The 22,489-nt window shown below is 56.5% G+C and carries 18 protein-coding genes; 2 read left to right on the top strand and 16 right to left on the bottom strand.

Annotation, left to right across the window (positions count from 1 at the left end):
• Window position 1 precedes the first annotated feature (1 nt).
• The 16 genes from dnaE to rpsB all read right to left on the bottom strand — a co-directional run bounded on the left by dnaE (window position 2) and on the right by rpsB (window position 18,637).
• The gene (dnaE, locus tag ACOI6Z_RS22065; protein WP_048336426.1) at window positions 2–3,484 is read right to left on the bottom strand and encodes a DNA polymerase III subunit alpha; all 3,483 of its coding nucleotides are present in this window, start codon (window positions 3,482–3,484) and stop codon (window positions 2–4) included.
• A gap of 17 nt (window positions 3,485–3,501) precedes the next feature.
• Entirely contained in the window at window positions 3,502–4,101 is a 600-nt protein-coding gene (gene rnhB, locus ACOI6Z_RS22060) for a ribonuclease HII (protein ID WP_420687517.1), read from the bottom strand.
• Complete coding sequence (gene lpxB, locus ACOI6Z_RS22055; protein ID WP_064158231.1) at window positions 4,098–5,249, bottom strand: lipid-A-disaccharide synthase; 1,152 nt, start codon at window positions 5,247–5,249, stop codon at window positions 4,098–4,100. The genes rnhB and lpxB overlap by 4 nt, the downstream gene beginning before the upstream one ends.
• Window positions 5,249–6,037, bottom strand: coding sequence for an acyl-ACP--UDP-N-acetylglucosamine O-acyltransferase (gene lpxA / locus ACOI6Z_RS22050; protein ID WP_004204455.1), 789 nt, complete (start codon window positions 6,035–6,037; stop codon window positions 5,249–5,251). The genes lpxB and lpxA overlap by 1 nt, the downstream gene beginning before the upstream one ends.
• 3 nt (window positions 6,038–6,040) lie before the next feature.
• Window positions 6,041–6,496 carry a 3-hydroxyacyl-ACP dehydratase FabZ gene (gene fabZ / locus ACOI6Z_RS22045; RefSeq protein ID WP_004145858.1) on the bottom strand — a complete coding sequence of 152 codons (456 nt, stop codon included), beginning with the start codon at window positions 6,494–6,496 and terminating at the stop codon, window positions 6,041–6,043.
• A 105-nt stretch (window positions 6,497–6,601) separates the two neighbouring features.
• Window positions 6,602–7,627, bottom strand: coding sequence for a UDP-3-O-(3-hydroxymyristoyl)glucosamine N-acyltransferase (gene lpxD / locus ACOI6Z_RS22040; protein WP_032452898.1), 1,026 nt, complete (start codon window positions 7,625–7,627; stop codon window positions 6,602–6,604).
• A 3-nt stretch (window positions 7,628–7,630) separates the two neighbouring features.
• A complete protein-coding gene (gene skp / locus ACOI6Z_RS22035) occupies window positions 7,631–8,116 on the bottom strand; it encodes a molecular chaperone Skp (RefSeq protein WP_002889325.1) in 486 nt (161 codons plus the stop codon).
• 121 nt (window positions 8,117–8,237) lie between these two features.
• On the bottom strand, window positions 8,238–10,667 hold the full coding sequence (bamA, locus tag ACOI6Z_RS22030; RefSeq protein ID WP_023292048.1) for an outer membrane protein assembly factor BamA: 2,430 nt from the start codon (window positions 10,665–10,667) through the stop codon (window positions 8,238–8,240).
• 31 nt (window positions 10,668–10,698) lie between these two features.
• Entirely contained in the window at window positions 10,699–12,051 is a 1,353-nt protein-coding gene (gene rseP, locus ACOI6Z_RS22025) for a sigma E protease regulator RseP (protein ID WP_004204451.1), read from the bottom strand.
• 11 nt (window positions 12,052–12,062) lie between these two features.
• A complete protein-coding gene (gene cdsA / locus ACOI6Z_RS22020) occupies window positions 12,063–12,920 on the bottom strand; it encodes a phosphatidate cytidylyltransferase (RefSeq protein ID WP_023292047.1) in 858 nt (285 codons plus the stop codon).
• 12 nt (window positions 12,921–12,932) lie between these two features.
• On the bottom strand, window positions 12,933–13,691 hold the full coding sequence (gene ispU, locus ACOI6Z_RS22015) for a (2E,6E)-farnesyl-diphosphate-specific ditrans,polycis-undecaprenyl-diphosphate synthase (RefSeq protein ID WP_032429282.1): 759 nt from the start codon (window positions 13,689–13,691) through the stop codon (window positions 12,933–12,935).
• A 237-nt stretch (window positions 13,692–13,928) separates the two neighbouring features.
• Window positions 13,929–15,131: a 1-deoxy-D-xylulose-5-phosphate reductoisomerase gene (ispC, locus tag ACOI6Z_RS22010; RefSeq protein ID WP_044521082.1), complete on the bottom strand. Its 1,203-nt coding sequence runs from the start codon at window positions 15,129–15,131 to the stop codon at window positions 13,929–13,931.
• 228 nt (window positions 15,132–15,359) lie between these two features.
• A complete protein-coding gene (gene frr / locus ACOI6Z_RS22005; protein WP_002889308.1) occupies window positions 15,360–15,917 on the bottom strand; it encodes a ribosome recycling factor in 558 nt (185 codons plus the stop codon).
• A gap of 150 nt (window positions 15,918–16,067) precedes the next feature.
• Window positions 16,068–16,793, bottom strand: coding sequence for a UMP kinase (gene pyrH, locus ACOI6Z_RS22000; RefSeq protein WP_002889306.1), 726 nt, complete (start codon window positions 16,791–16,793; stop codon window positions 16,068–16,070).
• 147 nt (window positions 16,794–16,940) lie between these two features.
• A complete protein-coding gene (gene tsf / locus ACOI6Z_RS21995; RefSeq protein WP_004151930.1) occupies window positions 16,941–17,792 on the bottom strand; it encodes a translation elongation factor Ts in 852 nt (283 codons plus the stop codon).
• 119 nt (window positions 17,793–17,911) lie between these two features.
• The gene (gene rpsB / locus ACOI6Z_RS21990) at window positions 17,912–18,637 is read right to left on the bottom strand and encodes a 30S ribosomal protein S2 (protein WP_004204447.1); all 726 of its coding nucleotides are present in this window, start codon (window positions 18,635–18,637) and stop codon (window positions 17,912–17,914) included.
• Between the two features lie 323 nt (window positions 18,638–18,960).
• Here rpsB and map point away from each other — a divergent pair, with 323 nt between their 5' ends.
• Window positions 18,961–19,755 carry a type I methionyl aminopeptidase gene (map, locus tag ACOI6Z_RS21985; protein WP_004204446.1) on the top strand — a complete coding sequence of 265 codons (795 nt, stop codon included), beginning with the start codon at window positions 18,961–18,963 and terminating at the stop codon, window positions 19,753–19,755.
• Between the two features lie 57 nt (window positions 19,756–19,812).
• Complete coding sequence (gene glnD, locus ACOI6Z_RS21980; protein WP_023292044.1) at window positions 19,813–22,476, top strand: bifunctional uridylyltransferase/uridylyl-removing protein GlnD; 2,664 nt, start codon at window positions 19,813–19,815, stop codon at window positions 22,474–22,476.
• Window positions 22,477–22,489 lie beyond the last annotated feature (13 nt).

The raw sequence follows: 22,489 nt of genomic DNA, 5'->3' as shown, positions 1-22,489 counted from the left end.
ATTAGTCAAACTCCAGTTCCACCTGCTCCGAGCCGATAAGGCCACGCAGATCGTTGAGTAAACGATCGCTCGGAGAGACGCGCCATGTTGCGCCGAAACGCAACCGCGCGCGTGCATCCGCCCTCTGATAGTAGAGGTGCACTGGAATGGTTCCCGAACGGTGGGGTTCCAGAGACTGACGGAGTCGGTTTAAAAGCTGGTCATCAATTTGCCTGTCCGTCAGCGAGATAGCAAGCCCGCGAGCATATTTTTCCCGGGCTTCGTCAATGTCCATGACTTCACGGGCGGTCATTTTAAGCCCCCCGCTAAAGTCATCAAAGCTGACCTGTCCGCTGACGATAAGTATGCGGTCTTTTTCCAGCAACTGCTGATATTTATCCAGCGCGTCGGTGAATAACATCACTTCCAGCCGCCCGGAACGGTCATCCAGGGTACAGATGCCGATACGATTGCCGCGCTTGGTGACCATTACCCGCGCCGCAATCACCAGCCCCGCCGCCGTGGTCACTTTTCCACGATCGGTCGGATGCATGTCTTTGAGCCTCACGCCGCCGACGTAGCGCTCAATCTCTTTCAAATACTGGTTAATCGGGTGCCCGGTCAGGTACAGCCCCAGGGTCTCCCTTTCACCATCCAGCACCACCTGCTCAGGCCACGGCTGGCAGCTGGCGTAGGACTGTTCAATCTGCTCAGGCTCTTCCGCCAGCACGCCGAACATATCGGCCTGGCCGATGGCCTCGGCTTTGGCGTGCTGATCGGCGGCTTTCAGCGCATCGCCCAGTGAATTCATCAGCGCCGCGCGATGCGGACCGAGACGATCGAACGCCCCGGACATAATCAGTTTTTCCAGCACCCGACGGTTGAGCTTTTTAATATCGGTCCGCGCGCAGAGGTCGAACAGCTCGCGGAAATAACCGCCGTTGTTGCGCGCCTCAATGATCGCTTCGATCGGCCCTTCGCCGACGCCCTTGATGGCGCCGATACCGTAGACGATCTCGCCGTCGTCGTTGACGTGGAAATGGTACAGGCCGGAGTTAATATCCGGGGGCAAAATTTTCAGCCCCATACGCCAGCATTCGTCCACCAGGCCAACGACCTTTTCGGTGTTGTCCATATCGGCGGTCATTACCGCCGCCATAAACTCAGCCGGATAGTGCGCCTTAAGCCACAGCGTCTGGTAAGAAACCAGCGCGTATGCGGCGGAGTGCGATTTGTTAAACCCGTAACCGGCGAATTTCTCCACCAGGTCGAAGATTTTCATCGCCAGCTCGCCATCAACGCCGTTTTTCTTCGCCCCATCCTCAAAGATAGAACGCTGCTTGGCCATCTCCTCCGGCTTTTTCTTACCCATCGCACGACGCAGCATATCCGCGCCGCCGAGGGTATATCCGGACAGCACCTGGGCAATCTGCATGACCTGTTCCTGGTACAGGATGATGCCGTAGGTCGGCTCCAGCACCGGTTTCAGGCTTTCATGCTGCCACTGTACGTCCGGATACGAGATCTCTTCGCGGCCGTGCTTACGGTCGATAAAGTTATCTACCATCCCCGACTGCAGCGGGCCCGGGCGGAACAGGGCCACCAGCGCGATCATATCTTCGAAGCAGTCCGGCTGCAGGCGTTTAATCAGATCTTTCATGCCGCGCGATTCAAGCTGGAAGACCGCGGTGGTTTCCGAGCGCTGCAGCATGTCGAAACTTTTCTTGTCATCCAGCGGGATGGCGGCGATATCCAGCGGCCCTTCGCCGTTCTTCTCACGGCGCTTGTTAATCATCTCCAGCGCCCAGTTAATGATAGTGAGCGTACGCAGACCGAGGAAGTCGAATTTCACCAGCCCGGCGTATTCCACGTCGTTCTTGTCAAACTGGGTAACCGGATGTAGCCCCTGCTCATCGCAATACAGCGGGGCGAAGTCGGTGATTTTGGTCGGCGCGATAACCACGCCGCCCGCATGCTTACCGGCGTTTCGCGTCACCCCTTCCAGCTTACGCGCCATGTCGATCAGCGCTTTCACTTCTTCGTCCGCCTCGTAGATCTCCGGCAGCTGCGGCTCGGCCTCAAAGGCTTTCGCCAGCGTCATGCCCGGATCGGGCGGCACCAGCTTGGAGATGCGGTCGACAAAGCCGTACGGGTGACCCAGCACGCGGCCCACGTCGCGGATGACCGCCTTCGCCGCCATGGTACCGAAGGTGATGATCTGCGATACCGCGTCGCGGCCATACATATCCGCCACGTGCTCGATAACCTGGTCGCGTTTCTCCATGCAGAAGTCGACGTCGAAGTCGGGCATCGAAACACGTTCCGGGTTGAGGAAACGTTCGAACAGCAGGTCGAATTCCAGCGGGTCAAGATCGGTGATCTTCAGCGCGTAGGCCACCAGCGAGCCGGCGCCGGAACCGCGGCCCGGGCCGACCGGCACGCCGTTATCTTTCGACCACTGGATAAACTCCATCACGATCAGGAAGTAGCCGGGGAAGCCCATCTGGTTGATCACCTGCAGCTCGATATCCAGACGCTCGTCGTATTCCGGCCGGCGCTTCGCGCGCACTTCCGGATCCGGGAAGAGGAATTCCAGCCGCTCTTCCAGACCCTCTTTCGATTTCATTACCAGGAAATCTTCCGTGGTCATATCGCCGGTCGGGAACTGCGGCAGGAAATATTCGCCAAGCCGCACGGTGACGTTGCAGCGTTTGGCGATCTCGACGCTGTTTGTCAGCGCTTCCGGAATATCGGCGAACAGCTCGCACATCTCCTCCTCGCTGCGCATATATTGCTGTGGCGAGTAGTTGCGCGGCCGTTTCGGGTCGTCGAGGGTGAAGCCGTCGTGAATAGCGACGCGGATTTCATGGGCGTCAAAGTCGCCAGTGTCGAGGAAGCGGACATCGTTGGTCGCCACCACCGGCAGACCACGCGCTTCCGCCAGCGCCACGGCGGCATGGAGATAACTCTCTTCATCCTGACGACCGGTGCGGATCAGCTCCAGAAAATAGCGATCCGGGAAATGCTCTTCATAGAAGGAGACGCACTGCTCAACCAGCGGCATGTTGCCGCGGATCAGGCTGACGCCGACGTCGCCTTTACGGCCGCCGGAGAGCAGAATCAGCCCTTCCTGATGTTCCACCAGCCAGTCGCGATCGATCCACGGCCCCAGGGCGCCGTAGCCGCGCTGATAGGCGCGGGAAATCAGCAGAGTCAGGTTCTGGTAGCCGGTGTTGTTCGCCGCCAGCACGGTCAGCTCGGTAAATTCGTCGCCGAGCAGGTCGCACTGCACGTGGAAATCGGCGCCGACGATCGGCTTAATCCCCGCGCCGTGTCCCGTCCCGTAGAACTTCACCAGCCCGCAGAGGTTGGTGAAATCGGTGATCGCCAGCGCTGGCATGCCAAGCGAGGCCGCCTTCTTGACCAGCGGCCCGGTCTTTGCCAGCCCATCGATCATGGAATAGTCGCTGTGCACCCGCAGGTGTACGAAACGTGGTTCAGCCATCTTTAGATCCCGGTGACTTAGTTGGACGCCAGGCCCAGGGCACGCTTCACCGGGCCGAAACTGCGCCGGTGATGCTCTGTTGCGCCGTGTTCCTGCAGCTTCTGCAGGTGTACAGCGGTGGGATAGCCTTTATGCTGGGCAAATCCGTAGTGGGGAAATGCGAGGTCCAGCGTGGCCATTTCGGCGTCACGAGTGACTTTTGCCAGAATAGACGCTGCGCTGATTTCTGCCATCCGGCTGTCGCCTTTCACCACCGCCAGGGAGGGCATCGGTAGCGACGGACAGCGGTTGCCATCGATCAGAACAAACTCGGGCACAATGCTCAGGCCGGCGACGGCGCGCTGCATCGCCAGCATAGTGGCATGCAGGATATTCAGCTCATCGATTTCATGGGGCTCGGCGCGCCCAAGGCTCCAGCACAGCGCTTTCTCTTTAATCTCATCGAAGAGCGCCAGTCGACGCTTCTCGCTGAGTTTTTTGGAATCATTCAGACCCACAATCGGCTTCGCCGGATCGAGGATCACCGCCGCGGTCACCACCGCGCCAACCAGGGGGCCACGCCCGACCTCATCGACGCCGGCAACCAGATGGGTATGCGGATAGACGAACTCCATCATTGTTTTGCTAACTCCAGTACGGCGTCCGCCGCCTGCTCATCGGCGTTGCAGCGGATCTGCTGATGCAGCGCGCGGAATGTCTCATGCATCTCATGGCTGGTTTTGCCATCGGCCAGCAGCGGCTGCAGGGCGGCAGCCAGCGCCTGCGGCTCGCACTCATCTTGCAGCAGCTCTTTAACCAGCTCGCGCCCGGCCAGCAGGTTCGGCAACGAGACGTAGTCGGTTTTAACCAACCGCTTCGCCAGCCAGAAGGTGAACGGCTTCATGCGATAGCCAACCACCATCGGGCATTTCGCCAGCATACACTCCAGCGCCGCCGTCCCGGAGGCCAGCAGCGCGGCGTCGCTGGCGATCATCGCATCGCGCGCCTGGCCGTCCAGAATATGCACGATCATATCCGGCGCCGTCTCAGCTTTAATTCGCTCAAACTGCTCCCGCCGTTTAGCATTAACCAGCGGCACCACCACCTGCAGATCGGGATAGGTAGCCCGCAGAAGCTGCGCGGTTTTCAGGAAGTCCGCACTGAGCATTTCGACTTCCGCGCCGCGGCTACCGGGCAACAGCGCCAGGCAACGCACGTCGTGCGGGATCCCTAACCGGTCGCGCGCGGCGCCTTTGTCAGGATCCAGCGGCATCGCATCCGCCATGGTATGGCCGATAAAGCGGCAGGGAACGTTAAATTTGTCATAAAACGCTTTTTCGAAAGGCAGAAAGGCCAGCACCAGATCGGTTGATCTGCCGATTTTGAAAACGCGTTTTTGTCGCCAGGCCCAAACCGATGGGCTGACGTAGTGAATGGTTTTGATGCCCTGCTTTTTCAGATTCCCTTCGAGGGTAATATTGAAGTCAGGGGCGTCGATACCGACGAAAACATCGGGACGCAGCTCGCCGAAGCGGCGAGTCAAATCGGCGCGAATATGGAGTAAGCGACGCAGGCGACCGAGCACTTCAACAATACCCATCACCGCCAGCTCTTCCATTTCGTACCAGGCTTCACACCCTTCCGCCTGCATCAGCGGTCCCGCCACGCCGACAAAGCGCGCATTCGGGATGCGTGCTTTGAGGGCGCGGATGAGGCCGGCGCCAAGAATATCGCCGGAGGTTTCTCCGGCGACCAAGGCAATCGTCAGGGGACGCTGTTCAGCCATTAACGAATCAAGCCGCGGGTAGAGCGGGCGAAGAAATCGACAAACGGCTGAACTTCAGGATGCTGAGTCGCCAGTTCGGCGATCTCCGGCTTGGCTTCTTCCAGCGTCTTGCCGCTGCGGTACAGCAGTTTATACGCGTTGCGGATCGCGGTAATCGCTTCCCGGCTGAAGCCGCGGCGTTTCAGACCTTCGATGTTGACGCCGAACGGCGTCGCATGGTTGCCCTGGGCAATCACGAACGGCGGAACGTCCTGCGCCACGCCGGAGCAGCCGCCAACCATAACGTGTGAGCCAATGACGCAGAACTGGTGCACCGCAGTCATGCCGCCGATAATGACATAATCATCCAGCGAAACATGGCCAGCGAGCGTCGCGTTATTGGCCAGGATGCAGCGATCGCCAAGCGTACAATCGTGCGCCACGTGGGCGTTGATCATCAGCAGGTTATCGTTGCCCACCTTTGTTAATCCACCGCCCTGTACTGTGCCGCGATGAATGGTGACGCTTTCGCGAATGCGGTTGCGATCGCCAATTTCCACCCGGGTCGGTTCGCCAGCATATTTCAGATCCTGGTTAACTTCGCCGATGGAAGCGAACTGATAGATCTCGTTGTCACGGCCGATTTTGGTGTGGCCGTTAACGACAACGTGAGACTTCAGTACGGTGCCTTCGCCGATTTCGACGTTGGCGCCAACAATACAAAACGGACCAATGTGGACGTTAGCGCCAATCACGGCGCCTTCTTCAACAATGGCGGTAGGATGAACAAAAGCGGTTTTATCAATCACGTATCAGGCCTCCCGGCTACGCGCACACATCATCGTCGCTTCGCAAACCACTTTACCGTCAACCAGCGCAACGCCTTTGAAACGGGTCAGGCCGCGGCGGGTTTTCTCGAAAGTGACTTCCATAATCATCTGATCGCCTGGTACTACCGGGCGTTTGAAACGTGCTTCATCGATACCCGCGAAGTAATACAGCTCGCCTGGTTCCAGTTTTCCAACGCTTTTGAATGCCAGAATCCCGGTGGCCTGCGCCATTGCTTCCAGAATCAGGACGCCCGGCAAAATCGGCTTACCAGGGAAATGCCCCTGGAAAAACGGCTCGTTTACAGAAACATTTTTTACTGCGCGCAGAAAACGACCTTCTTCAAAATCCAGCACGCGGTCTACCAGCAGGAACGGGTAACGGTGAGGCAGAAGTTCCAGAATCTCTTCAATGTGCAGAGTATGAGTGTCAGTAGTCAAAATACTCTTCCTGTCTAAATGTACTAAAAGGCAATAATAACACGGCCTGCGGCAATCTTTTAGCGAATGCAACAGGCCGGAAATGTCATGTGACCAAATGATGAATTAGTCTTGTTGATTAACCTTGCGCTCAATCGCTTTCAGGCGCTTGCTCATCTCGTCAATATTCATCACCAGCGCAGCGGTTTTACGCCACGCCTTGTTCGGCTGCAGCGGAATACCGGAGGAGTATACGCCTGGTTCGCTGATAGGACGCATCACCATCCCCATCCCCGTGACGGTGACCTTATCGCAGATTTCCATATGGCCGTTAATCACGCTGGCGCCGCCAATCATGCAGTAGCGGCCGATTTTCAGGCTGCCTGCCATGATGACACCGCCGGCAACCGCGGTATTGTCGCCAATCACCACGTTATGCGCAATCTGGCACTGGTTATCAATGATAACCCCGTTGCCAATCACGGTATCGTCCAGCGCGCCGCGGTCAATTGTGGTGCAGGCGCCGATCTCCACGCGATCGCCAATAATGACGCGACCCAGCTGCGGGATCTTCACCCAGTTGCCGCGATCGTTGGCGTAGCCGAAGCCATCCGCGCCGATCACCGTGCTGGACTGGATCAGGCAATTCTCGCCGATCTCAATCTCATGGTAAACGGTCACATTGGCCCACAAACGCGAGCCGGCGCCTATTTTCGTATTTTTCCCAACGAAGCAGCCTGCGCCGATGACCACGTTATCGCCCAGCTCTACCCCAGATTCGATAACGGCGTTGGCGCCGATGGCAACGTTGCTACCCAGCTTCGCCGTCGGATCGATAACCGCGCTCGGCGCGATATCCTGTGCCGGCTGCGGCGTGGTATCCAGAATTTGAGCCATGCGCGCGTAGGTCAGGTAGGGATTACGCACTACCAGCGCGGCGCTATGGGCAAAAGGCAAATCATCCTGCGTCATCACAACGGCAGAAGCCTGGCAAGCGGCCAGGTGTTCACGGTACTTAGGGTTGACCATGAAAGTGATTTGGCCCGTTTTCGCGCTCTGCATGGACGCAACGCCGGTGATGACGATATCGCCATCACCGTGTAATTCTGCATCCAACTGCTGCGCAAGATCAGCCAGTCGAATTGAAGGCATTACTTATTTAACCTGTTTCAGCACATCAGCGGTGATGTCTTTTACATCGCTGCTGTTGTATGCAACGGCATTCGCGTCAACCACCAGATCGATGCTCTGATCTTTCGCTACGCTCTGTACGGCAGTCTGGATACGGGTCACCAGTTTACCACGCTCTTCGTTGGAACGACGAGCGCGATCCTGTTCAAACGCCTGCGCTTTCTGGGAGAAGGTCTGGCGCTGAGCCATCACGTCTTTTTCCAGTTTGGTACGATCGGCGCCCGGCTTCATGGACTGCAGACGCTGCATTTTAGACTGCAGGTCGCCTTCCATACGCTGCAGTTCGCTAGCGCGGCCTTTGAACTCGTTTTCCAGCGTGTTGGAAACGCCAGTTTTCTGGGCAACCTGTTGGAACAGGCTGTTCATGTTCACCAGGGCAATTTTATCTGCCGCCTGAGCGGAAGTTACCATTGCCAAACCCAGACCTGCAGCTAATAACCACTTTTTCACAATAAACTCCTTACCATCCCATGAGTACCCAGGGGTACCGTTATTTGCGTGGCGAGGCGATAAACGCGTTATCGCCTACGGTCAGCGCTATACTGCACTTGCATTCCATTGCCGCCAACAATTACCAGGTTTTACCAATGTTAAACTGGAACTGTTCGGCTTTGTCTCCATCGTACTTTTTGAACGGTTGGGCGTAGGAGAAGACCAACGGCCCCAACGGCGACATCCACTGCACGGCAATACCCGCAGACATACGGATGTTGCTCGGATCGCTGTAATCCGGATAACCGCCATACGCGCTCGAATCCCAGTGAGTATCCCATACGGTACCCATATCCCAGAAGAAGGAAGTCCGGACCGAGTTCGCATATTTGTCACTAATGAACGGCGTCGGGGTAATCAGCTCCAGGCTGGCCACCGCCATCGCGTTACCGCCCACCGCATCATCGGATTTACACGGTGCGGATTCGGTGCTCTTACATTCATTATCGTAGCTGTCATCATCGTCATGACGGCTGCTTGCCGGGAAATACACTGCCTTCGGACCAATGGTGTTCGACTGGAAGCCACGCACGGTGCTGGAGCCACCGGCATAGAAGTTCTCATAGAACGGCATCTCTTTGCCGCCGATACCATCGCCATAGCCAAAGCGGGTACGACCCAGCACCACCCATTCATGATCGTTGTCGATCGGCACATAGGTGGCGGTATCCAACGTCGCTTTGTAGTATTCGTTGTCCGAACCCGGAATGGTCACTTTACCGTTCAGGTTGACGCGCGAACCTTCCGTTGGGAAGAAGCCGCGGTCAAGCTTGTTATAGGTCCAACCGTAGTTGAAGGTGAAGTCATTCGCACTGAACGAGTTCCGGTCGTTGGTGTTGTCCGGATACTGGCCCATCGAGTTCAGGTAACGCCACATCGCCACCTGCGGCTGCATATTGGACAGGGAGTTATGCACATACCCGACGCCGGCGCGCAGCGTGTTGTATTCGTTGACCGGGAAGCCCAGCGTGATGTCTGTACCATAGCTTTTGTTAGTATAGTCAGACAGATCCGCATCGTTCGCATCAAAGTCATTATAGAAGACACGGCCGCCGAGGCTTACACCGTCTACGGTGAAGTACGGGTTGGTCACCGACAGCTCGGTATAGGTTTGGTAGTCGTTTTTGGTGCCGTTGATCCCGACAGCATAGCCAGTACCTAACCAGTTATCCTGCTGAACGCCCGCCTGGAAGCTGACGCCGCTCTCGGTACCGTAACCGATACCGAAGTTGAAGCTACCGGTGTTACGCTCTTTCACCTTGTAGACTACGTCGACCTGGTCCGGGCTGCCCGGGACGCGCTGGGTATCGGTATCGACCGTTTCGAAGAAGCCTAAACGGTTGAGACGGTCTTTACCCTGATCGACGAGGTCGCTGCCCAGCCACGCGCCTTCCATCTGGCGCATTTCGCGGCGCAGAACGGCATCTTTGGAGGTGTCGTTGCCTTCGAAGCGAATTTTACGCACGTAATAGCGGTTGCCCGCATCGACGTTGACGTGCAGCTTAACGGTTTTATCGCTGTCGTTGATCTCCGGCTGCGACTGCACGCGCGGGTAGGCGTAACCATAACGACCCAACAGTTTCTTGATGTCGTTTTCCATCTTGGTCACTTTCGCGCCGTTATACAGTTCACCCGGCTCGACTTTGGTCAGCGCTTCGATTTCCGCGGAATGGCCGGCGAGGTTGCCCGTCACCTGCACCCCGGAAAACTTGTACTGATCGCCTTCGGTGATGTTGACGGTGATGTAGATCCCTTTCTTATCCGGCGTCAGGCTGACCTGGGTAGAATCGATGTTGAAACGGGCATAGCCGCGATCCAGGTAGTAGCTGCGCAGGGTTTCAAGGTCGCCCGCCAGCTTCTGCTTCTGGTATTTACGGTCGCCGACCACGTTCCACCACGGCACTTCATCGCGCAGCTGGAAGTGGGAGATCAGCTCATCAGTCGAAAACGCATGGTTGCCGACGATGTTGATCTGCTGAATTTTAGCGGAGACGCCTTCCTGGAAGACCAGTTTCAGGTCGACACGGTTTCGCGGCAGCGGGGTAACCACCGCTTTGACGCTGGCGCTGTATTTACCGACGCTGTAGTAGAAATCCTCGAGACCCTTCTCGATGTCCGCGATGGTCGTGCGGTCAAGCGACTCGCCCACCCGAACGCCAGAGGCCTCAAGGTTCTGCTTGAGCATGTCATCTTTCACCGACTTGTTGCCGGAGAAAGTGATGCTGGCGATCGTCGGACGCTCTTTCACCTGCACCAGCAGGGTATCACCATCGCGCAGGACGCGGACGTCCTCGAAGTTGCCAGTGGCAAACAGCGCGCGAATAGTGTTACTGATATCATCGTCGGTCACCGTATCGCCAGGACGCACTGGCATACTGAGGAGGGCCGCACCAACAGCGACACGCTGCAAGCCTTCGAAATGAATGTCCTTCACCACGAACCCTTCAGCACCGTATACAGTCGCGCTGCTAAACAGCAGCGACGCTATGAGCAACTTTTTCATCGCCATCGTTATTATGCGTTCTTCCTAACAAACTCTCTTATAACCGAGAGAAATCATTGAAAAGTGCAAGCCCCATTAACAGCACCAGCAGTATTGAGCCAATGCGATAACTAAAGTCTTGAACTCGCTCGGATACCGGCCCGCCCTTCAGCTTTTCAATCGCCAAAAACAGCAGATGTCCCCCATCCAGTACGGGTAGTGGGAACAGGTTGATGATTCCGAGGTTCACGCTAATCAGCGCAAGGAACATCAGATAATAAATCAACCCAAACTCCGCTGACATTCCAGCCCCCTGAGCGATAGAGATCGGCCCACTGAGGTTGTTCAGTTTGACATCACCGGTTATCAATTTACCCAGCATCCTGACCGTCAGCGACATCAGCTGCCAGGTTTTATCCGTGGCTTCAGCGATGGCGGCAAACGGTCCGTACTGACGTACTGTCTTGTATTCTTCAGGCAGCGGGATGACCTTTGGCACCACCCCTGCGAACCCTTCTGCCTTACCTTTCACCGTTTTTGCATCCGGCGTCAGGGTTAACGGCAGCGCACTCCCCTGCCGTTCAATCTCCAGCGCCAGCGCTTTGCCCGGATTATCGCGCACCAGATTAACAAACGTCATCCACTGCGTTAACGGTTGTCCATCGACTTTAACGATCCGGTCGCCCGCTTGCAAACCTGCTTTCTGAGCTGCCGAGCCCGCCTGGACTTCCGCCAGCACCGTATCAATCTGCGCGCTGCGCGGCTGGATCCCTAGCGACGTCACGGGATCTTGCTTGTCTGGCTCAAACGCCCAGTGCCGCAGATCGACGATTTTATCCTGGCGCTGATTGGTCCCGAAAGGGGCGACGGTAAGTATTGTTTGCGGGTTGCCGATTTTGGCCACCAGCTGCAGACGCACCGCATCCCAATCAGGCGTTTCGATACCATCTATCGCTTTAAGTTCCGTGCCTTTTGCAATTTGTGCTTGCGCGGCAACCGAATTGGGGGTTATTTCACCCACTACCGGGCGAACGCCAGGAACGCCGATGATGAAGACCAACCAGTAGGCAAAGATAGCGAAAAGGAAGTTAGCGATGGGACCGGCGGCAATCACCGCCGCACGCTGGCCGACGGTTTTATTATTGAAAGCGTAGTGGCGCATCTCCGGCGCCACCGCTTCAACACGCTCATCCAGCATCTTGACATAGCCGCCCAGCGGGATCAGGGCAATGACGAACTCCGTACCCTGCTTATCCATCCGCCGCCATAGCGCTTTGCCGAAGCCGATAGAAAAACGCTCAACCCGGATACCGCAGCGGCGCGCTACCCAAAAATGGCCAAACTCATGCACCGTAATCAGTACGCCAAGCGCAATGATAAAAGCTGCCAGATTCCAGAGCACGCTCAGCATATAACCTTCCGTCAAATCGTCCTGAAGACCAACAGTAGCAGACAGGCGAAGACCGGCACCGCCGCCGTCAGGCTGTCGATACGATCGAGAATACCGCCATGTCCGGGAATCAAGTGCCCGCTATCCTTAATGCCGGCCTCGCGCTTAAACATACTTTCCGTCAGATCGCCCAGCACCGAAGCCAGGGCTGCCACCACCGAACAGACCAGCAGCACCGTTGGCGTAACGTCAAGATGGGCCCACACCCCGTAGGCCCAGGAGATCACCGCCGCGGTCAGCAAACCGCCAAAAAAGCCCTGCCAGGTTTTCCCCGGCGAGACCTTCGGCGCCAGCTTGTGCTTGCCAAACATTTTGCCAAACATATAGGCGCCGGAGTCCGCGCCCCAGACCAGAATCATCACATACAGGAGCCACAGCGCGCCGCTGTAATGGTTATCGGTATAGTGCCAGGCGCGCAGCGCCAGCATGCCCCAGAAAAACGGGACGATGGTCAGGATACCGAAGATAAGGCGCAGCACTTTCGAGTGCCGCCAGAATGCCGCCGACGCCGGATAAGAGAGCACCAGCAGCAGCGCGACGATCCACCAGGCGAAAGAGGCCCACAGCGAGCCTTCAACCATCGGTTGATGAACGTCATAATGGTATTCCGGCAGCAAAAACAGCATCGCCGCCAGCAGAAGGCCGCACAACACCGCCAGCCAGACCCGCTGCGACGTCGAGGTGAAACCGCTCAGTTGCCCCCACTCCCACGCGGCGAGCATGCAGACCACCAGGGTCACGATAGCAAACCCCATCGGCGGCAATAAAAACAGCGCCGCAATAACGACGGGGATTAAGACGAAAGCAGATATCAGGCGATACTTCAGCAAAAGTGACCCCCATCAGGCATGACTGCCACCCGGCTCAGTGCCGCCGAAACGACGCTCTCGATTAACAAAGGCATGGAGTGCACCTTCAAAGTCCTGTTCAGCAAAATCGGGCCAAAGAACATCCGTAAAGTAAAGTTCGGCATAGGCAATTTGCCAAATCAGAAAATTACTTATTCGGTGCTCTCCCCCGGTCCTAATAACTAAATCTACGGGAGCCAGTTCATGCATGCAGACCTGCTGACTCAGCATGTCTTCCGTGATCTGCTCAGGCAGCAGCGTCCCGTCCTGTACCTGTTTCGCCAGAAAACGAACGCCCTGGGTAATATCCCAGCGACCGCCGTAATTGGCCGCAATATTCAGCGTTAAGCCGGTATTGTTCGCGGTCAGCGCTTCCGCTTTGCGGATACGCTCCTGCAGGCGCGCATTGAAGCGCGTGGTGTCGCCAATAATCCGCAAACGCACATTGTGTCGGTGCAGGCTTTTGACTTCGCTATCCAGCGCCCAGACGAACAGCTCCATCAGCGCACTGACTTCCTGAGCCGGACGGTTCCAGTTTTCGCTGCTGAACGCGTATAACGTTAACGCCTCAATTCCATTATTCGCCGCGAAAGAGACCGCGCGACGCACGGATTTCGCACCGGCCTTGTGCCCGAAAGCGCGAATTTTACCTTGCCGTTTCGCCCAACGGCCGTTGCCATCCATAATAATGGCGACATGACGGCAGCCATGTGTAGGCGATATTTCGCTGACAGTTTGATTAGCAGACAACATCACGCGTTTTAAGTCCATAATAAGGATTAACTAGCCACCAAACAGAGGCCACCGGGCCGCGCTGGATACGCATTTTTATCCGGTGCCGGGGCTGCAGCCAATCGCAGAGAACAACCAAAAGCTTTACGCAAAAAAGCCGTGTTTTGCCACGGCCACCGTAATCTTCAACAACAAAATGCAACGATCGGGTGGCGCAGACTATATCACTGAAGCTTTGCGCCCACAAATATCACCGCGTTACGCCTGGGTGACCAACCGCTTCAGCTGTTGATGAGCAACCGCGCGGGCCTCAGCGTCGATAACCAGAACGTCATCAATGCTTTGCGGCTCCAGCAGGTTCATCTTATCCAGCACCGCCAGGTTAACCGCCGCAATATCGGTAAAGCGGATATCGCCCTGCAGAAACGCGGCAACCGACTCTTCATTGGCCGCATTCAGCGTGGTGGTCGCCGCCTGGCCGACGTCAAACGCCTCCATCGCCAGCTTCAGGCACGGATACCGCGTATAGTCTGGCGCGGAGAAGCTCAGATTGCTCAGCTGACAGAAGTCCAGCGGCTTAGCCCCGGAGTTCAGCCGCTGCGGCCAGCCCATGGTATGGGCGATCGGCGTGCGCATATCCGGTTCCCCAAGCTGCGCCAGCACGCTGCCGTCCTGATAGCGAACCATCGAGTGGATCACCGACTGCGGATGGATAAGGACCTCCATCTGCCGGGCCGAGGCGTTAAACAGCCAGCGCGCTTCAATATATTCCAGACCTTTGTTCATCATCGTGGCGGAGTCGACGGAGATCTTGCGTCCCATCGACCAGTTGGGATGACGGCAGGCCTGATCCGGCGTCATCGCCGCAAGTTCAGCTACCGCTGTCTCGCGGAAAGGCCCGCCCGAGCCGGTCAGCAGAATGGACGAAACGCCGTTCTGCGCCAGGTCAGCGTATCCCAGATGCTGCTGAATTGTCTCCGGCATACTCTGAAAAATCGCGTTATGTTCGCTGTCGACCGGCAGCAATCGCGCCCCCGACCGTTGAACCGCCTCCATGAACAAGCGACCGCAGGTCACCAGCGACTCTTTATTTGCTAACAACACCGTTTTTCCGGCGCGGATCGCCGCCAGCGTCGGCACCAGACCCGCCGCGCCGACGATAGCCGCCATCACCTGATCGACCTCCTCCAGCGCCGCGACCTCTGCCGCCGCCTGCTGGCCGCTCAGCACCTCGGTACGGCAGCCATGTTCCTGCAGACGGGTGCGCAACCGCTCAGCGCTTTGCGCATCGTCCATCACGGCGTAACGGGGGGTAAATTCAAGGCATTGTTCAACCATACGGTCAACGTTTTTCCCCGCGACCAGCGCGGCGACGGAAAAGCGACCGGGATTATGGCGTACCACGTCCAGCGTGCTACAGCCAATGGAGCCGGTCGAACCGAGAACGGTTAATTGCTTCATGAGACGTCCAGAAGAGTGGAAACAGAATAAAAAGCAAAACGCCGCCAGCAAGCCCCTACGCAGCAATTATCAGGGATAAGACGGCGGCATCAGGCCTTCAACTTAGCGCTAAAGGCTACAAGGCCAGCGGTCGCAACGCAATCCCGAGAATTGAGCGTACAGTCTTCTGTACGGCGTTTCGGATTTTACTCAGGCCAGACGCTGTCAGGCCCGAGTAAGGGCAGAGCATCAGAACTGCATCAGTTCCGCTTCTTTGTCTGCCAGCGCCGCGTCAACTTTCTTGATGGCGGCGTCAGTCATTTTCTGCACGTCGTCCTGAGAACGGCGATCGTCATCTTCGCTGATCTCTTTCTCTTTCAGCAGCGCTTTGACTTTGTCGTTGGCGTCGCGGCGAACGTTACGTACGGCAACGCGCGCCTGTTCAGCTTCACCACGCACGATCTTGGTCAGATCTTTACGACGCTCTTCGGTCAGCGGCGGCAGCGGAACACGAATATCGCTACCGGCAGAGCTTGGGTTCAGACCGAGGTCGGACGCCATGATCGCTTTTTCAACAGCCGCGGACATAGAACGGTCAAAGACGTTGATTTTCAGGGTACGGGAGTCTTCGACGGTGACGCTGGCCAGCTGGCGCAGCGGGGTCGGCGTACCGTAGTATTCAACAACAATCCCGTCCAGCAGGCTCGGAGAAGCACGACCCGTGCGAATTTTGCTGATTTGGTTTTTGAATGCTTCGACGCATTTTTCCATGCGGATTTCAGCATCTTTTCTGATATCGCTAATCACGTTACGAATCCTTGAAAGCTTGTCTCAGTCAGACCAGACGGGGCACCCGTCGGAAAATGAGCTAAGTATAGTCAGATTTAATGAAAATCACCGGGTAATATCCCCGCGAAAGTAAAGCGGAATCTTACCCGGATTTGGCGCTGACGGGAATTATTCCGTGATCAATGTGCCTTCTTTTTCGCCCATCACCACGCGACGCAGCGCGCCAGGTTTGTTCATGTTGAAGACGCGAATCGGCAATTTATGGTCACGCGCCAGGGTGAAGGCCGCCAGATCCATCACTTTCAGCTCTTTTTCCAGCACTTCGCTGTAGGTCAGCTGATCGTACATCGTGGCGGAAGGATCTTTGGCCGGATCGGCGGTGAATACGCCGTCAACCTTGGTGGCTTTCAGCACCACATCGGCTTCAATTTCAATCCCGCGCAGGCAGGCTGCGGAATCGGTGGTAAAGAACGGGTTGCCGGTACCCGCAGAAAGGATCACCACGCGGTTGTTGCGCAGCAGGCTGATCGCCTCTGCCCAGCTGTAGTTGTCGCACACGCCGTTCAGCGGAATGGCGGACATCAGACGAGCGTTCACATAGGCGCGGTGGAGCGCATCGCGCATCGCGAGGCCATTCATAACCGTAGCCAGCATGCCCATGTGGTCGCCCACAACGCGGTTCATACCCGCTTTCGCCAGACCAGCACCACGGAACAGGTTACCGCCACCAATTACTACGCCAACCTGAATACCCAGCTCAACCAGCTCTTTGATCTCTTGAGCCATGCGGTCAAGTATGCTTGCATCAATACCGAAGCCTTCTGAGCCCTGCAGCGCTTCGCCACTTAATTTCAGCAGAATACGTTTGTAGACGGGTTTTGCATTGGTAGCCATGTTTCTTTCCTGAGACTGTCAACGAATGAGATGTGAGAATTCCGGCGACATTGTATGTCGCATTTCAGCGCGGTCACTATAAGCAGTTGGCTGAATTTACAAAATGGGCGCAAAAAGAAGCCGCCCTCAGGCGGCTCCTTGTAAAAATTAAGACTGCTTGGACATCGCAGCAACTTCTGCTGCAAAGTCAGTCTCAACTTTCTCGATGCCTTCGCCCACTTCAAAGCGGATGAAGCCAGTCACGTCAGCGTTGTGCTCTTTCAGCAGCTGACCAACAGATTTGCTCGGCTCCATGACGAAAGGCTGACCAGTCAGAGAAACTTCGCCGGTGAATTTCTTCATGCGGCCTTCAACCATTTTCTCTGCGATTTCTTTCGGCTTACCGGACTGCATCGCGATGTCCAGCTGAACCTGGTACTCTTTCTCTACCACTTCAGCAGACACGTCTTCCGGCTTAACGAATTCCGGCTTGCTTGCGGCAACGTGCATTGCCAGCTGCTTAACCAGCTCTTCGTCAGCGCCTTTAGCGGCAACCAGAACGCCGATGCGCGCACCGTGCTGGTAGCTGCCCAGAACGTCGCCTTCCAGAACAGCGATACGACGGATGTTGATGTTCTCACCGATTTTAGCAACCAGGGCAACACGTTCTTCTTCGAACTGCGCTTTCAGAACTTCAACGTCGGAGATTTTACCCGCAACAGCGGCGTCCAGTACTTTGTCAGCAAATGCCTGGAAACCACCATCTTTAGCAACGAAGTCAGTCTGGCAGTTAACTTCCAGAATGTAACCGTAGTTGCCTTCGATTTTGGTTTTGATCACGCCGTCAGCAGCCACGTTGCCTGCTTTCTTCGCCGCTTTGATCGCGCCGGATTTACGCATGTTTTCGATTGCCAGCTCGATGTCGCCATTCGCTTCAGTCAGCGCTTTTTTGCAATCCATCATGCCTGCGCCAGTACGTTCGCGCAGCTCTTTTACCAGGGAAGCGGTAATTTCAGCCATTCTAAAATCCTCGGGAGATGTGGATACTGCCCGGCCAACGGCCAAACAGCGTAAATTGAAAAAAGGGGCCGATAATGGGCCCCTATTCATACACGGTACTAATAAGGGCTTAAACCTTATTATTCAGCTTCTACGAAGCTTTCTTCCGCCTGAGAAGCCAGGTCCTGAGAGCGACCTTCACGAACGGTAGCAGCAACAGCGCCCAGGTACAGGCTTACTGCGCGGATTGCATCGTCGTTACCCGGGATAACGAAGTCTACGCCGTCCGGATCAGAGTTGGTATCAACGATAGCAAATACCGGGATGCCCAGGTTGTTTGCTTCTTTGATAGCGATGTGCTCGTGGTCAGCGTCGATAACGAACAGTGCGTCCGGCAGGCCGCCCATGTCTTTGATACCGCCCAGGCTGTTTTCCAGCTTGTCCAGCTCACGAGTACGCATCAGCGCTTCTTTTTTGGTCAGCTTGTCGAAAGTACCGTCCTGGGACTGAGTTTCCAGGTCTTTCAGACGTTTGATGGACTGACGAACGGTTTTCCAGTTAGTCAGCATACCGCCCAGCCAGCGATGGTTCACGAAGAACTGGTCGCAGCTCAGAGCAGCGTCTTTTACCGCTTCGCTTGCAGCGCGCTTAGTACCAACGAAAAGGATTTTACCTTTACGAGCAGCGATCTTGTTCAGTTCAGCCAGAGCGTCGTTGAACATCGGTACGGTTTTCTCAAGGTTGATGATGTGAACTTTGTTACGCGCACCGAAGATGAACGGCTTCATTTTCGGGTTCCAGTAACGGGTCTGGTGACCGAAGTGAACACCAGCCTTGAGCATGTCGCGCATGGAAACAGTTGCCATGTTTAAAACCTCTATAGATTAAATTGGGGTTATGCCTCCACGTATCCCATATTACCGACCCCGAAGGGCACCCCGGAATATGTGCCGATACGTGTGTGTTATTACACAAAGTGAGCGATGTCGCTTACGTCCCATCCTTGTGTATCTGAGATGGAACGGAAGTCCGGCGCGCTTTATATCACAAAATCCATCCAGACACCAACTCTTGTTGACGTCACGTGCTGTTAATGATTCTCAGTTTGGCACCAGCCTACCCGGACTGTTACCATTGACAGGACTTACTCTATTATTGTCGAAAATATCGACACTGCTGGACATACTCCATGGCTATCTCTATTAAGACATCTGAAGATATTGAAAAAATGCGCGTTGCCGGTCGTCTGGCCGCTGAAGTGCTGGAAATGATCGAACCCTGGGTTAAGCCGGGCGTCAGCACTGGCGAACTGGACCGTATCTGTAACGACTATATCGTTAACGAGCAGAAGGCCATTTCCGCCTGTCTCGGCTATCACGGCTATCCGAAATCCGTCTGCATTTCGGTCAACGAAGTGGTCTGTCACGGTATCCCTGACGACGGCAAGCTGCTGAAAGATGGCGATATCGTGAATATCGACGTGACCGTCATTAAAGATGATTTCCATGGCGATACCTCCAAAATGTTTATCGTCGGCAAACCGACGATTCTCGGCGAGCGCCTGTGCCGCATCACTCAGGAAAGCCTGTACCTGGCGCTGAAGATGGTGAAGCCGGGCATCAACCTGCGCACCATCGGCGCGGCGATCCAGAAATATGTGGAAGCGGAAGGGTTCTCCGTGGTTCGCGAATACTGTGGTCACGGCATCGGCCGCGGCTTCCATGAAGAGCCGCAGGTGCTGCACTACGACTCGCCGGAAACCAACGTCGTGCTCAAACCAGGCATGACCTTCACCATCGAGCCGATGGTCAACGCCGGTAAAAAAGAGATCCGCAGCATGAAAGACGGCTGGACGGTGAAAACCAAAGACCGGAGCTTGTCTGCGCAGTACGAGCATACTATTGTGGTGACAGACAACGGCTGCGAAATTCTGACGCTACGTAAGGATGACACCATCCCGGCGATAATCTCGCACGATGAATGATGAAAAGCCGGCGCCCGCCGGCTTTTTTATTAGATAGTTTTTTCTTATGGTGACGCGATGAGCAACTCATTACCTGACACAGCCTCCCCCCTTCTGCCCATCCCGCCGGAACATCCGGTGAGCTGGCCGCAGGGCGATCTGAACTGTGCTGCAATTAAGGCGCACATCGATACCTTTCAGCACTGGCTGGGCGAGGCGTTTGACGCCGGTATCGCCGCGGAGCAGCTCATTGCGGCGCGCACCGAATTTATCGACCAGCTGCTGCAGCGGTTGTGGATCGCCTGCGGCTTTGAATCCGTCTGCGACCTGGCGCTGGTGGCCGTCGGCGGCTATGGCCGCGGCGAGCTGCATCCGCTCTCTGACGTCGATCTGCTGATCCTCAGCCGCAAAAAGCTGCCGGACGACCAGGCGCAAAAGGTCGGCGAACTGCTGACGCTGCTGTGGGACGTCAAACTGGAGGTAGGCCACAGCGTGCGCACTCTCGAAGAGTGTCTGCTGGAAGGGCTTTCGGATCTCACCGTCGCCACCAACTTAATCGAATCGCGCCTGCTGATCGGCGACGTCGCGCTGTTCCTTGAACTGCAAAAACATATTTTTAGCGACGGCTTCTGGCCATCAGAAAAGTTCTTCGCCGCGAAAGTCGAAGAGCAGAACGTCCGTCATCAGCGCTATCACGGCACCAGCTATAACCTCGAGCCGGACGTGAAAAGCAGCCCCGGCGGCCTGCGCGATATCCATACGCTACAGTGGGTGGCTCGCCGCCATTTCGGCGCCACCTCGATGGATGAGATGGTCGGCTTCGGCTTTCTGACCGAAGCCGAGCGCAATGAGCTCAACGAGTGTCTGCATCAGCTGTGGCGTATCCGCTTCGCGCTGCATCTCGAACTCACTCGCTATGACAACCGCCTGCTTTTCGACCGCCAGCTCAGCGTCGCCCGCCGACTCGGCTATGAAGGCGACGGCAACCAGCCGATTGAGCATATGATGAAGGACTTCTTCCGCGTCACCCGCCGGGTGAGCGAGCTGAACCAGATGCTGCTGCAGCTGTTTGAAGAGGCCATCCTCGCCCTGACCGAGGATGAAAAACCGCGCCCGATCGATGATGATTTCCAGCTGCGCGGCACGCTGATCGATCTGCGTGACGATACGCTGTTTATTCGCGAGCCGCAGGCCATTCTGCGCATGTTTTATATCATGGTGCGCAACAGCACCATCACCGGCATCTACTCCACGACGTTGCGCCATCTGCGCCACGCCCGCCGCCATCTGACCCAGCCGCTGTGCTATATCCCGGAGGCGCGCACGCTCTTTCTCAGCATGCTGCGCCATCAGGGGGCAGTGAGTCGCGGACTGCTGCCGATGCATCGTCACAGCGTGCTGTGGGCCTATATGCCGCAGTGGTCTCATATCGTCGGCCAGATGCAGTTCGACCTGTTTCACGCCTACACCGTCGATGAACACACCATCCGCGTGATGCTCAAGCTGGAGAGCTTTGCTAAAGAAGAGACCCGTAGCCGCCACCCGCTGTGCGTGGAACTGTGGCCGCGCTTAACGCACCCGGAGCTGATTTTAATCGCCGCCCTGTTCCACGACATCGCCAAAGGGCGCGGCGGCGACCACTCGATCCTCGGCGCGCAGGATGTGCTGAAATTTGCCGAACTGCACGGGCTGAACTCCCGTGAAACGCAGCTGGTCGCCTGGCTGGTGCGTCACCACCTGCTGATGTCGGTCACCGCCCAGCGGCGCGATATTCAGGATCCGGAGGTGATTAAGCAGTTCGCCGAGGAGGTGCAAACGGAAAATCGCCTGCGCTATCTGGTGTGCCTGACCGTGGCCGATATCTGCGCCACCAACGAAACTCTGTGGAACAGCTGGAAGCAGAGCCTGCTGCGCGAACTCTATTTCGCCACTGAAAAACAGCTGCGTCGCGGCATGCAAAGCACCCCGGACATGCGCGAACGGGTGCGTCACCATCAGCTGCAGGCGCTGGCCCTGCTGCGGATGGACAATATTAATGAAGAGGCGCTGCATCAAATCTGGAACCGCTGTCGCGCCAACTATTTCGTGCGACATACGCCGACGCAGCTCGCCTGGCACGCCCGCAACCTGCTGCGCCACGATCTGAATAAGCCGATGATCCTCCTGAGCTCGCAGGCCACTCGCGGCGGAACGGAGATTTTTATCTGGAGCCCGGATCGCCCTTACCTGTTCGCCGCGGTGTGTGGCGAACTGGACCGTCGCAACCTCAGCGTCCACGACGCGCAGATCTTCACCACCCGCGACGGCATGGCGATGGATACCTTTATCGTCCTTGAGCCTGACGGCAGTCCGCTGTCCGCCGACCGCCACGAGGCGATCCGCCAGGGTCTGGAACAGACCATCACCCAGCGCAGTTGGGAGCCCCCGGCGCCCCGTCGTCAGGCGGCAAAGCTGCGTCATTTTTCGGTGGACACCGAGGTGAATTTCCTGCCGACCCATACCGATCGCAAATCGTTTCTCGAGCTGATTGCCCTTGACCAGCCCGGGCTGCTCGCCCGCGTCGGTCAGGTGTTCGCCGACCTCGGAATTTCGCTTCACGGGGCGCGAATTACGACAATTGGTGAGCGAGTAGAAGATTTATTTATAATCGCTACCGCCGACCGGCGTGCCCTTAATAATGAGCTGCAACAAGAAGTGCAACAACGGTTGACAGCGGCCCTCAATCCAAACGATAAAGGGTGACGTATTTTTTTTA

This window comes from Klebsiella sp. C239 (assembly GCF_048822715.1).
GTDB lineage: Bacteria > Pseudomonadota > Gammaproteobacteria > Enterobacterales > Enterobacteriaceae > Klebsiella > Klebsiella quasipneumoniae.
This window is presented reverse-complemented; position numbering and strand designations above follow the sequence as displayed.

Coding starts and splice junctions, on each gene's coding strand:
- dnaE (WP_048336426.1), bottom strand. CDS start 3,484: ATGGCTGAACCACGTTTCGTACACCTGCGGGTGCACAGCGACTATTCC.
- rnhB (WP_420687517.1), bottom strand. CDS start 4,101: ATGATGGAGTTCGTCTATCCGCATACCCATCTGGTTGCCGGCGTCGAT.
- lpxB (WP_064158231.1), bottom strand. CDS start 5,249: ATGGCTGAACAGCGTCCCCTGACGATTGCCTTGGTCGCCGGAGAAACC.
- lpxD (WP_032452898.1), bottom strand. CDS start 7,627: ATGCCTTCAATTCGACTGGCTGATCTTGCGCAGCAGTTGGATGCAGAA.
- bamA (WP_023292048.1), bottom strand. CDS start 10,667: ATGGCGATGAAAAAGTTGCTCATAGCGTCGCTGCTGTTTAGCAGCGCG.
- rseP (WP_004204451.1), bottom strand. CDS start 12,051: ATGCTGAGCGTGCTCTGGAATCTGGCAGCTTTTATCATTGCGCTTGGC.
- ispU (WP_032429282.1), bottom strand. CDS start 13,691: ATGTTGTCTGCTAATCAAACTGTCAGCGAAATATCGCCTACACATGGC.
- ispC (WP_044521082.1), bottom strand. CDS start 15,131: ATGAAGCAATTAACCGTTCTCGGTTCGACCGGCTCCATTGGCTGTAGC.
- pyrH (WP_002889306.1), bottom strand. CDS start 16,793: ATGGCTACCAATGCAAAACCCGTCTACAAACGTATTCTGCTGAAATTA.
- tsf (WP_004151930.1), bottom strand. CDS start 17,792: ATGGCTGAAATTACCGCTTCCCTGGTAAAAGAGCTGCGCGAACGTACT.
- rpsB (WP_004204447.1), bottom strand. CDS start 18,637: ATGGCAACTGTTTCCATGCGCGACATGCTCAAGGCTGGTGTTCACTTC.
- map (WP_004204446.1), top strand. CDS start 18,961: ATGGCTATCTCTATTAAGACATCTGAAGATATTGAAAAAATGCGCGTT.
- glnD (WP_023292044.1), top strand. CDS start 19,813: ATGAGCAACTCATTACCTGACACAGCCTCCCCCCTTCTGCCCATCCCG.